We start from the raw sequence: 12,791 nt of genomic DNA, 5'->3' as shown, positions 1-12,791 counted from the left end.
TTTAATCAATTTGTCTTTTAACTTTTTTAAGTGCTTTTTTATTGATCACAACATTGTTTGCATTTCTTAATTCACGCATCCAGTCTGCTTCCAGTTGCTTTTGAAAATCACTGATTACTCTACCTTTTACATCGTCATATGCCTTTATAGATGGGCTTACTATTTCTGTTACATTAACAACAATGAAGTTTCCATTTTGAGAGTACTTCTTTGACATACCCAAAACTGCCTCAAAACCTTCAGGTAAGTTTCTGTTTTCTAGCTCATACGTCCCGCTACTGGCAATGACATTTACCGCTTTCTCTTTATTTAAAGCCTCCTTAATCTCTTCAATGGTTTTTCCATTAGAAAGCATTGTTCTGGCTACCTCAATCATATCATCTTTACTTGATGAAACTATGTCTGCTTGTATGCGCTGTTTCCATTGGTACTTCTCTTTGTTATTCTCGTAATAAGCCTTAGACCCTATGGTATCTTTTTTCGCCTTGTCCCAGATGTTTAATCGCATCACATCAAAAATTAATAAGCCATCTCTATATTCACTAATAACAGATGCATATTCCTCATTAGTTTTTTCTAATTGATCTCTAAAGTATCTCTTTAAGCTTTCAGTTTCAAATAATTCATAACTCTCAGAAATGATCCTTGAGATAGATTTAGGTAAACCCTTTTTTGTTTGCCTCTCTTTTATGTAGGCAGCAAAATCACCATAGGTAGCAGTATAATCACCACCAATTAAAAACAATGCTCTTTCATTTTGAGCAAAATCTTCCTCATAATCCCAAACTCTCTTCAAGATACTATCTGTGATAAAATTCGAAAAGAAAGGTCTAAAGTTATCATCCACCTTAAAGCTATATTTTTCTTTTATCTTATGATTGACAGCGGTATTCACAATTTTTGATCGCGCTCCTTCTCCTACTTTCTTCTCAAGCACTTCTTTTTGTTCTTCAAATGTCTGAGGCATATGCTTTTCTTCAAGCCTCACAATGTGCCACCCAAATTCTGACTTAAATGGCTCAGATAAATCACCAGAATTCTCAAGCGAGTACGCTACTTCTTCAAATTCTTTAGAGCGCAATTGTCCTTTACTAAAACGACTTATCTTTCCTCCTTTATTAGCAGAATTCTTGTCTTCTGAATATTGCTTTGCTAAGTCTTCAAAACTTGAACCCTGTGCAAGTAATGTGTTTATCTCATTGATACGTTCTTCAGGATTAAAAGTTCGTGTTGCGTTTTCACTTTCAGAAATCATAATATGCGATACCGTTACATCTTGTTCTCGAGTTCTCTTTTCTTTTACAAAAATAATATGATATCCAAACTGAGTGCGTAAGATGTCTGAAATTTCTCCAACAGGTGTTTCAAAAGCAGCATCCTCAAACTCGTGCACCATAGTAAAAGTACTAAAGTATCCTAAGTCACCACCACGTTCTGCAGCTCTCGGTTCTTGAGAATATTCTCCAGCTAGTTGAGCAAAATCTTCACCAGCTCTTGCTTTCACTAAAGCTTCTGCTATTTTATTATAAGCAATTAATGTATCCGCTGGAACATCATCATAAGACGTTCTCAATAATATATGCGCAACATTTACATCATATTTTCCGCGCTCATAGGCTTGCCTTGCCAGATCTGTAGTTACCTTATCTTCATAAAGATAATTACGGGAGAGCTGTGCTTCATACTTAGAAAACTCTTTTATGTAGGCTGCCTTCTTATCTAAACCCTGCTCATAAGCAGCGGCAACTTTTAACTTGTAATCAATAAAAAGATCTAAATAACCATCCACCGTTTTTTGACTTTCGTCTTGAACTAAATCTAAATTCTTATTATACACTCTCACAAACTCCCTCGTATACACAGGAATATCATCGATCGTCATAATGACGTCACTCTTCTTCTGGGCGCTCGCTAAGATTGTAACAAATAGCAAAATTAAAATTGATGCACTTTTTAGTTTCATAAAAATTAAAATTAGGTTTGCTTAAAAACTGGACAAAAATAGCAAAAACCTCTCGTTAAACAAGCGAAATTTGATAACGTTTGAGACGGCTTATTTGCGCTAATTTATTCCTTCCATACCTTTGATGATTGTCGTAAATTGCAGTTTTAAGCAAGACTTAAACGCGAAACTTAAAGACGAATTGTTTTTCGTGACGTTTCAGCAATAACATGATTCTGAAACATTAATATTATTATACCATGACAAATAGAATAAAACTCCTCTGGGACTTTAAAGGACCCAATGCCCAAAAGACTGCAGAACATCACATTATCCATCTTGATGAATTTATCATTTCAGAAAAAATAGATAACAGTTTTACGCAAGTGCAAACCATCGCAAGCAATCATACCGTTGCAGAAATGATTGTGCCTAATCGATATATGACCGATCTAAGAGAACGACTTAAGCCCACTCGTGGTCAACTTTATACGGAATAATATGATTGTATTTTTTACAGATAAAATAGAATACACCTATCAATGCAACAAAGAAGTCATTGATATGATGCTTGAAAATCCTGCAAGTTTTACGGAGCGTGCTGCCATCTTGATAGCGCATTCTTTAAACGCACAAAATTTATGGTGTGCAAGAATTTTAGGCCAGAAGCACACGCAGGAAGTTTGGCAAGTTTTTCACCTAGAGGAACTTCATACTTTAAATGAATACAATTACACCCTTAACTTAAAAGCGTTGATGGAACATCCTATTTCTGATTCGATAACCTACAGAAACCCGGTTAGCGAAAAGTATACCAGTAAAATAGAAGATGTGCTTTTCCATATTATCAATCATGCCACCTATCATCGAGGACAGATCATTTCAGAAATAAAAGCGAATGGAGCGCTCGTCTCGGGTACAGATTTTAGTAATTACAAAAGATAAATTGCAACAATCCAAACCTTTGTGCGTCTCTAATTAAGTTTTAGTATTTTCGCGAACTTAACATATACATATCACTATGAAATTTATTACCACCTTATTACTTTTCGTTTCTCTTTCTGTCTTTGCACAGACTAAAACAGGAACCATAGATGTGGACTATATTGCTACTCAAATGCCAGAATATACGGTTGTTCAAACAACAATCGACACCTATGCACAGTCGCTGGATACAGATTATCAAATAAAATTAACTGAATTCAACACCGCTATGGATTCTTATAAATTAGAAGAAGGCGGGTTGACTATTTTACAGAAGAAAGAAAAGCAAGATGCTATTCTTATACTGGAAGACGGCATTAACAAATTTAGAAACAATAGTTCTAAGCTTATTGACATTAAGCGTGATGAGTTATTTAGACCTTTATATAAAAAAATAGGTGCTGCGCTACAAATTGTAGCAGAGGCTCAAGGATATACCTTGATTATGCAGACTAACGAATCTATGGTTTACATTGATGCCACTACAGATGTTACTAGATCGGTAATAACACAATTAGGCATCGAAATTAAAGAATAGATTCTTCTATACAATCTTCATCGGCAGGTCACTCAGGAACCTTTTCATTAGTTTTCTTAGATGAAAACTTACTGAAATAGAAAACCCCATTTGCTTAAGCAAATGGGGTTTTCGTATAAATAAGATCTATAATTATCTACTATAGTTTGGTGCCTCTTTTGTGATGGTTACATCGTGTGGGTGGCTTTCATTGATTCCAGATGCTGTGATTTTAACAAAGCGTCCTGTATCCTGTAAGGCTGCAATATCTTTACTTCCGCAATATCCCATTCCCGCTCTTAGACCGCCAATAAATTGAGTCATACTTTCTATTATATCTCCTTTATGGGGCACACGGCCTACAATACCTTCTGGTACTAATTTTTTAATGTCATCCTCAACATCTTGAAAGTATCTGTCTTTAGAGCCTTGTTTCATAGCCTCTACAGAACCCATACCCCGATATGACTTAAACTTACGCCCTTCGTAAATGATTGTTTCTCCAGGAGATTCGTTTGTTCCTGCGAGCAGCGAACCTAACATCACGCTATCCGCTCCAGCTGCAATTGCTTTTGGTATATCACCTGTATACCGTATTCCCCCGTCCGCGATTACCGGTACACCACTTCCTTTAATGGCAGCAGCGACTTCTAATACTGCAGAAAATTGTGGAAAACCAACACCTGCTACAACACGAGTTGTACAGATAGAACCAGGACCAATCCCTACTTTAACAGCATCTGCTCCAGCATCTACTAAGTATTTTGCAGCTTCTGCAGTAGCAATGTTTCCTACCACCACATCAAGATCTGGAAATTTTGCTTTTACTTGCTTAAGTACAGTCACCACACCTTTTGTATGCCCGTGCGCTGTATCAATAATCACAGCATCTACTTGTGCGTTTACTAAAGCTGTTGCTCGTTCTACAGCATCTGCTGTTACACCAAGAGCTGCAGCAACACGAAGACGTCCAAATGAATCCTTATTTGCATTAGGCTTCTGTGTAAGTTTTGTAATATCTCTAAAAGTAATAAGCCCTAATAATTTACCGTTGTCATCCACAACAGGTAATTTTTCAATCTTATTCTTTTGTAAAATGATTTCGGCTTGCATTAATGAAGTACCATAAGCAGTAGTGACCAAGTTTTCTGTAGTCATTATATCGCTCAACTTGCGAGCATAATTCTTCTCAAAACGAAGATCTCGATTTGTCACAATCCCAATAAGCAATCCTTCATCATCAATAATCGGGATTCCCCCTATACTGTATTCACGCATCGTAGATTGTGCATCTCCTACCGTATTGTCTTTTTTTAAGGTAACAGGATCTTGAATCATCCCACTTTCTGCACGCTTTACTTTACGAACTTCTGCAGCTTGTTGCTCAATGCTCATATTTTTATGTAAAACACCAATCCCACCTTCTCTAGCCATTGCAATCGCCATAGCACTTTCTGTTACAGTATCCATCGCAGCAGATACTATAGGAACATTAAGGGTAATGTTACGTGAAAATTTTGTTTGTGTAGAAACTTCTCTAGGGAGTACTTCAGAAAAAGCCGGTACCAGTAGTACGTCGTCGTAGGTTAATCCTTCCCCTATAATTTTGTTATCGTGTGCAGTCATGGCAATTAAATTTTCTTTCTGAAGTGTCGAAAGTGGTTGCTTAATAATTGCGTGCAAAAGTACAATTAAATAGTGAGAATATTTCACTGAATTTGTAGGGTATTCTGTTATCCTAAAAGATAAGATTTTTAAAAACGAGTCTTGTTAAAACTGAAAACGATCTCTTTTTCAAGAGACCTAAGATCCTATCCCCTGCTTCTTTCACTAGATATATTTCATATCCTAAGCTTTATTCAAAGTAAGCTATGACTTTGAATTTAAATGCTTTAACGCATTCCGTTTTACACCTCTAAAAATCAAATCACCCGATTTATGAAAAATCATCCTTGGACAGCTAATTTAGAAAGAAACAGGTAAAATACTAAAAATCAATGTTTTATGTTTTATTTTATTTAGAATGAGTCTTATTTAGCAATGCTGCGACGCCTTATTCTTATTTAGATTGAATTAAAATAGTTAATTTTGTTGTCTCAGATAAAAAACTATAAATGCGCCTTTTAACAGTTATTTTACTATTTATAACGGTACAGTCTTTTGCACAGTCGCAAAAGCTTAATGACAGCCTCTCTGCTCAAAATCTTGAAGAAGTTATAATTACTGGCCAGATCAACCCACAGTCGGTTTCAAAATCTGTGGTGGAGGTTAAAGTAATTACTCGGGATGACATTGAACGCCAAGCAGGAAATACCTTAGCAGATGTTTTAAATACAACACTTAATTTAAACATATCTCCTAACACATCCACGGGTAAGAGCGGCGTTAGCTTATTTGGTCTGGACGGCCAGTACTTTAAAGTTCTTATGGACAATATTCCTATAATAAACGAAGAAGGGGTTGGGAATAATACAGACCTAACACTCATAAATCTTGACGATATAGAGCGCATTGAAATTGTAGAAGGAGCCATGGGTGTTCAATATGGCGCTAATGCGGTATCAGGAATAATCAATATAATAACAAAAAAATCCTCGCGAAACGATTGGGAAATTACAGCTTATCTTCAAGAAGAGTCCATTGGTAGCGAATACGAATGGTTTGATAGGGGTAGGCATATACAATCGTTGCGATTGGGGCACAATTTTTCTGATAAGCTTTACGCAAATGCTACTTTTACTCGCAACGACTTTGCGGGTTTCTTCAACAAAGGACAAGGGGAAAGTTATGCTCAAAATGATGGATTAAGAGGTCATGAATGGCTCCCAAAACTACAGCAAAACACGAAAACATTGGTATCTTATAATACTGAAAGTGTACAATTGTTTTATCGCTTTGAATATTTGAATGAGCGAATAGATCGTTTTGACGTTAATGTGGACCTTAACGAAAATCCTGCTACAGGAACAACAAACCCTTCTGCGCTTGATGAAGTTTACACTAATAATAGATTTTACCACCACCTCAATGCTGCAGGCAAAATTCTAAATAAATATGACTATAACATCTCCCTTTCTTATCAAGAGCAAACAAAAGATTTAGAACGATACACCTATCGTATTAAGAATGATTTAAAAGAGAATGTAGAAGAAGGTGAATATCAAAGCAGAAGCGCTTTGTTTTCTCGCGGAACATTTAGCAATATTATAAATACAAGAACTACAGCGCTTCAAGTGGGTTATGAAATTACAGCAGAGCAAGGTTCAGGGTCAGCACTTGCGATTATGATAGGGCCAGGAAGTGAGGAAGTGACACAAAATCTGAATAGTTATGACTTTTTTGTTTCTTCAGAAATTCAATTAACAGATCGTTTTTCTCTTCGCCCAGGGGTTAGAACTTCTTTTAGTAATTTTTTTGACACACAGTTTATTGGATCCCTTAGTGCCAAACAAATAGTAGGTGAGGATTGGGAATTGAGGGCAATCTTGGGATCAGCAAACCGAACTCCTAGTTATGACGAATTGTATACTTTTTTTGTAGATGTTAATCACGATGTGCAAGGAAATCCAACGCTGAAACCAGAAAGAGGGGTCTCTACCTTTTTACATATCAAGAAAAAATCTACATTAAGAGAAGGCAAAATTCGGTTAAAAAATAAATTGAGTTTCAATTATTTAGGATTACAAGATCGTATTGAATTAATTGTGGTCAATCAAAGTCCATTGGCATTTCAGTATAGCAACATTGATAGTTTTAAATCTGCAGGTGTTTTTTCTGAAAACGAAATTTACATCGGAAACTTTAAAGGCCAAATAGGTGCTTCATTACAAGGAGTTTCTAAAGTGCTCGATAGCAATACTCAAAGCAATGATGATTTCTTATTCAACCTGCAAATCAACTCAAACCTTTCTTATACCATTCCTAAATACACGAGTACGTTCTCACTTTTTTATAAGCATATAGGCAGACAACAACAATTTGTGGAAAGAGCTAATGAGCAAGGGGAGCAAGAATTTAGAGCAGGAGTGACTGATCCATACAGTTGGTTAGACGCCACGGTAAATAAATCATTTTTTGATGGCGCATTTATAACTACTGCAGGATGTAGAAACCTCTTTGATGTAACAGCCGTAAATACTACAGCCTTAGAAGGAGGCACTCATAGCGGTCCACCAGCACAAATACCATTGGGCTATGGGCGCTCTTATTTTTTGAAACTAACCTATAATTTAACACTATAAAAATGAAACATTTAAAATTATTTTTATCTCTTTTGATGCTATCAGTTCTACTGTTTTCTTGCAGTAGTGATGATACAAATAAAATTATGTCAGAGCCATTTGTAGCAGCATTTGAGAGCCTTTCTGCAAATCTTGGAGAGATAGAAACGACGCAAGATATTAGCTTAGTGTATTCTGAAACTACGACTACTACTGGGTCAATGAAATTTTCAATAGACGCTATTAATGCTGTATATGGAATAGATTTTATAACAAATCCACCCTTAGAAGAGGGTGTTGTATCATTAGCCATAAATCCCGAGGAAAATGGAACCGCATTTTCATTTGTAAAACTAAATGGAGCATTAGACGAAACAGTTGAGATTAACTTTAACATTCTAATGGTAGACTATCCCAATGCTGTGATACAGGGTAACAGTACCTTCACTCTAAACAGCGCTGCATCGTTAGGCCGTGGTTTCATACCAATGGTAGGCGGCCCTAACCAACAAAACCAAGTATATATAGATTTAAGTACAGAGACACAGTCACCTATCAAGAGAGACACTTGGGATTTAGGTTTTTATGGAGGATCAAACTTTAGAGTAGGCATCAACGGTTCAATTTATATGGCTGCAGCAGCTTTAGAAAGCACCAATATTGATGCAGTTACACAAGCAGATGTTAGTGCTTTACAAGCGCAAGTCGCGGTGGGAACCTTTGATCCTGCAAATGAAGTCTATATTGATAATCCAGATGGGGACATCACAAAAACTGCAATTGCAACAGTAAGTGCAACTGCTGCAGATAACAAAGTGTACCTCGTCAATTTAGGCTACGAAGTAGGAACAGAAACTCCAGCGCCAGGAAGTGCGGCAGTTGCAGGAGATGAAAGAGGTTGGAAAAAAATTAGAGTACTACGGCAAGAGGGCGGCTATTTGTTGCAGTATGCAAATATTAATGATAGCTCACACCAAGAAGTTTTCATCGCAAAAGACATTAATTACAACTTCACATTTTTCAGTTTTGACACCAATAATACACTTTTAGTAGAACCTGAGGCTGAGAATTGGGATATCAATTTCACCGTTTTTACCAATGTACTAGATGGAGCAGGATCTTATGGTTTCTCAGACGGCGCACTCCATAATCGCAAAGGAGGTGTTACCGCTTATACAGTGAACACAGAAGATGTTGCTTATGACGCTTTTGATGCAACAAATGTTAATAATGGCGCATTTTTATTAGATCAACGTACCATAGGTAGTTCTTGGCGCAATGTTATTAATGCAGATAAGGTAATTATTGACACCATTTTTTACATCATAAAAGACCCTAATGGAAACTTTTATAAACTAAAATTTACGGCATTGCTAAGTGACACTGGTGTGCGGGGTTTCCCAGAATTCAAATACAATTTATTATAAATCAAATCAATTATAAATTAACAATAAAAATTAATTACAATGAAAAAGTTATTACTATCGGCTATGCTATTGGCCACGACACTAATGAGCGCTCAAGAAGCAGTAAACATATCTATGGGAGCAGGATATTCAAATGAAGTATACTATAAACTTGATACACAAACCGAAACTATATTTACGGCTGCGAGCTGGGATGTTGCCTTTTTAAGAAACAATCCTGTTGATGTTGGGGTACGCGTAAATGATGGTATTGGGATTAAAGTATATGAAGTGGCAAATACACCAGGAGGGTACGATACGGTCGATGTTACAGATCAAGCCGCTTGGATAGAATTAATTAATAGTGATACAGAATGGAAGGATGGAGCATTTATGAAAGCTTCAGCTGCTTTTGGTTTTGGCGAGTATAATCCATCAACAAACACCGTAGAAGGAACGATTGTATTCGTATTACAATATGAAGACGGAACCTTTAGAAAATTCTTTATCGAGTCTTATTTTGGAGCTTATGATTTTAAATATTCCACTTGGGATGGTGCCAATTGGTCTACAGATATAAACACTACTGTTGCCAATACCTCTAATCCAGATAACATATACAACTATTACAGTTTACAAAATGAAGAAGAAGTAATTGCAGAGCCTGCACAAGGAGACTGGGATTTCGTTTTTAGAAAATACACCACATTTTTAGACCCTCCAGGGCAGTTTTACAATGTTACTGGTGTATTACAAAACCCTACTGTTACCGTTGCTCAAAACGAAGAAACTGGAGTCGCAAATCCTAATGGTTTAGACTATTTAGAAGAAATGAATACGATTGGATTTGACTGGAAAAATTTTACAGGCAGTTGGACAATAAACAGCGACCAAAAGTATTATGTGAAACAAGATAACAATATGGTGTACAGGTTATTCTTCACAGGTTTTGATGGTTCATCGACGGGTAACTTAACCTTTGAGTTTGAAGATGTATCAGGTCTTTTAGGTTTTGAAAATGTAACAGAAAATGTTTCCTTCGGAATGTATCCAAACCCTTCAATGGATGGAAAAGTAACTATTGTATATGAAAACACAGGCTCAGTAACAGAGAACAACGCAGTAAAAATCTATGCAATGACTGGTGCCGAGGTATTCGTTACAGCGGTTTCAAGTAGCAATGGTTTTTATAACAAATCACTAGATGTCTCTTCATTACAAAGCGGTATTTATATGGTGAGTTTTCAATCTGGAGATGCTAACGTGACTAAAAAATTAATTATAAAATAATAATTCTGAAATGAAAAATATAATATTAACACTCCTTGCGCTGGGACTTACATTTTCAGCTATAGCACAGAAGAAGAAACAAAAGCAAGATGCCGAAGCCATTAAAAAAATGTGTGGCTGTTATGAGGTGACGTTCAACTTTGCTGAGACTTTTAATTATAGCAGTGATTCCTTGTACAAACCTTCTAAAGTTAAAGAAGACAAGGCGCTAGAATACGCCGGCTTAGTGATAGATGAGAATGATAAAATCTCTATTCAGCATTTGCTGCAAGTAGGAAACCCGGCAGATCCTATGGTTATCAAACACTGGCGTCAAGATTGGTTATTTGAGAATACAGATTTTTACATGTATAACACAGATAATCAATGGGCTTTTGAAGAAAAATCAAAGAGCGAAGTAAAAAATCAATGGACGCAAAAGGTTTATCAAGTAGATGATAGTCCACGCTACGAGGGTTCTGGTAGTTGGGTGCACGTAGACGGAAAAAGTTATTGGGAAAATACTACCGCAGCACCATTGGCCAGACGTGAGTATACTACCCGCAGCGACTATAACTTGATGATGCGTGGTAACCGTCACGAGATTACTAATTACGGCTGGGTACACGATCAAGATAACAGTAAGATTATACGTGAAGAGGGAAAAGAAGATGTTATTCTAGCTAAAGAAAAAGGCTATAACACCTATGTAAAAGTGGAGGATAGTCGTTGTAACGCAGCTGCTAATTGGTGGGAAGATCATACTAATAAGTGGCTAACTGTTCGTGCAAAATGGGATGAGGTTTATGGTCGAAATCAAGATTTAAACTTAGAAGAGAAGGTGGATAACAAAGCACTTTACAAGCATCTTTTTGATGACACAATTACAGAAGAGTCACAGATTAACCCTGTGATTGAGTCTTTCGTGAAAAAACTATAATATGATAAAGCAACTCATTCTTTCTATTATTCTTGCGCTATGCGTTTCTTCGGAAATGTTAGCAGAAGAAAATGTATTACTCTCAAGAGCGTATTGGAAAGCTAATCCAACAATAGCAAAAGTAAAAATGGCTATTGCTGAAGGGAATGATCCTTCAGCATTAAATGAAAATGCATTTGATGCTGTAGTGTACGCCTTACTTGAAAAAACAAATGAAGACGTTATTAAGTACTTGTTATCCCTAGAAGGAAATACTATTGAAAAACGCACACACGATAGTCGCACATATATATTTTGGGCCGCCTATAAAGGGAATGTGGAAATAATGAAATACCTCTTTAATAAAGGAGCGCTCATTAATATTAGAGACAGTCATGGAAATACTCCAATAATATTTGCAGCCGCTTCTGGACAAACAAATATCAACGTATATGATTTGTTTGAAAAGCAAGGTGCCGTTTTAAAAGACGAAGTGAATGAAGATGGCGTGAATGCATTATTCCTTGTTGCTCCCTATCTAGAGAGCGATAAAGCCTTGTCTTATTTTATTAGCAAAGGATTTAATGTTAAAGATAAAGACCCAATAGGAAATACCCTCTTTAATTATGCCGCTAAAAAGGGGGATATCCATTTCTTAAAATTACTTATCGAAAAAGGGATTGACCCTACAGTAAGGAATAAATACGGCGGAAATGCAATGCTGTATGCAAGTCAAGGAACTCGAAATCACGAAAACACCTTAGAAACCTATCAGTTTTTAGCTTCCCTAGGAGTAATCATAAACGTTGTAGGAGATAAGGGTAGAAACCCACTGCATGCTATTGCGTATAATAGTGATGACATTTCAATTTTCAACTATTTTATAGAAAAGGGCGTTGCGGTTAACCTACAAGATGTAGGCGGTGACACGCCATTTATGAACGCAGCAAATAGTAATAAACTATCCGTCGTTAAATTTCTATCAGATTTTGTAGAAGACATCAATTTAAAGGATAAAAATGGGCGCTCTGCATTAGCTATGGCGGTCAATAGAAATACAATAGCTGTTGTACAACTTCTTTTAAAACAAGGAGCAGCTATTAACACAAAAGATAAAAACGGAAATTCATTAGCCTTTTATTTATTGAATACTTTCAAAAAAAATGAATCAAAAGTATTTGAAAGCAAGCTAGAGCTGCTTACTAAGGAAGGATTGTCGATGAATCAAACCCAGAATAAGGGAAATACCTTACTACATATTACTTCTCAAAAGAATAACCTACTATTATTAAAACGTTTGATGAAGTTTAAAATACCAATAAATTCTAAAAACGAGGAAGGTTATACTGCTTTGCATATTGCCGCAATGAAAACTGATAATGCGTTAACTCTTAAATACTTATTAAGTCAAGGAGCGAACAAAACTATTAAAACTGAATTTGAAGAAACCGTATTTGACTTAGCCAGTGAAAATGAATTACTTCAAAAACAGGACTTAAAATTTCTTCAATAATAATAATAATCTCTAACCAAC

Annotated in this window: 10 protein-coding genes; 8 read left to right on the top strand and 2 right to left on the bottom strand. The window is 36.2% G+C overall.

Features of this window, described 5'->3' with window-relative positions; all coding sequences use genetic code 11:
* Position 1: 1 nt before the first annotated feature.
* Positions 2 to 1,963, bottom strand: a complete 1,962-nt coding sequence (locus ABXT71_RS09595; RefSeq protein WP_415371101.1) for a peptidylprolyl isomerase — start codon at positions 1,961 to 1,963, stop codon at positions 2 to 4.
* A 239-nt stretch (positions 1,964 to 2,202) separates the two neighbouring features.
* Between ABXT71_RS09595 and ABXT71_RS09590 the strand changes: the two genes are divergently transcribed.
* The 3 genes from ABXT71_RS09590 (at position 2,203) to ABXT71_RS09580 (ending at position 3,464) form a co-directional block, all read left to right on the top strand.
* A complete protein-coding gene (locus tag ABXT71_RS09590; RefSeq protein WP_415371100.1) occupies positions 2,203 to 2,442 on the top strand; it encodes a hypothetical protein in 240 nt (79 codons plus the stop codon).
* A 1-nt stretch (position 2,443) separates the two neighbouring features.
* Complete coding sequence (locus tag ABXT71_RS09585) at positions 2,444 to 2,887, top strand: DinB family protein (protein ID WP_415371099.1); 444 nt, start codon at positions 2,444 to 2,446, stop codon at positions 2,885 to 2,887.
* Positions 2,888 to 2,963: 76 nt separating this feature from the next.
* On the top strand, positions 2,964 to 3,464 hold the full coding sequence (locus tag ABXT71_RS09580; RefSeq protein WP_415371098.1) for an OmpH family outer membrane protein: 501 nt from the start codon (positions 2,964 to 2,966) through the stop codon (positions 3,462 to 3,464).
* A 132-nt stretch (positions 3,465 to 3,596) separates the two neighbouring features.
* Here the strand turns inward: ABXT71_RS09580 and guaB are convergent, their stop codons facing one another.
* Entirely contained in the window at positions 3,597 to 5,069 is a 1,473-nt protein-coding gene (gene guaB, locus ABXT71_RS09575) for an IMP dehydrogenase (RefSeq protein WP_415373096.1), read from the bottom strand.
* A gap of 488 nt (positions 5,070 to 5,557) precedes the next feature.
* Here guaB and ABXT71_RS09570 point away from each other — a divergent pair, with 488 nt between their 5' ends.
* The 5 genes from ABXT71_RS09570 to ABXT71_RS09550 all read left to right on the top strand — a co-directional run bounded on the left by ABXT71_RS09570 (position 5,558) and on the right by ABXT71_RS09550 (position 12,770).
* The gene (locus ABXT71_RS09570; RefSeq protein ID WP_415371097.1) at positions 5,558 to 7,684 is read left to right on the top strand and encodes a TonB-dependent receptor plug domain-containing protein; all 2,127 of its coding nucleotides are present in this window, start codon (positions 5,558 to 5,560) and stop codon (positions 7,682 to 7,684) included.
* A gap of 86 nt (positions 7,685 to 7,770) precedes the next feature.
* Entirely contained in the window at positions 7,771 to 9,090 is a 1,320-nt protein-coding gene (locus ABXT71_RS09565) for an HmuY family protein (RefSeq protein ID WP_415371096.1), read from the top strand.
* A 39-nt stretch (positions 9,091 to 9,129) separates the two neighbouring features.
* A complete protein-coding gene (locus ABXT71_RS09560) occupies positions 9,130 to 10,359 on the top strand; it encodes a T9SS type A sorting domain-containing protein (protein ID WP_415371095.1) in 1,230 nt (409 codons plus the stop codon).
* A 10-nt stretch (positions 10,360 to 10,369) separates the two neighbouring features.
* The gene (locus tag ABXT71_RS09555; protein ID WP_415371094.1) at positions 10,370 to 11,278 is read left to right on the top strand and encodes a DUF6607 family protein; all 909 of its coding nucleotides are present in this window, start codon (positions 10,370 to 10,372) and stop codon (positions 11,276 to 11,278) included.
* A 1-nt stretch (position 11,279) separates the two neighbouring features.
* Entirely contained in the window at positions 11,280 to 12,770 is a 1,491-nt protein-coding gene (locus ABXT71_RS09550; RefSeq protein WP_415371093.1) for an ankyrin repeat domain-containing protein, read from the top strand.
* Positions 12,771 to 12,791 lie beyond the last annotated feature (21 nt).

It is taken from the genome of Patiriisocius sp. Uisw_047 (assembly GCF_047730165.1).
Lineage (GTDB): Bacteria > Bacteroidota > Bacteroidia > Flavobacteriales > Flavobacteriaceae > Patiriisocius.
The sequence above is the reverse complement of the archived record's forward strand: the minus strand, read 5'-3'. Positions and strand labels throughout refer to the sequence as shown.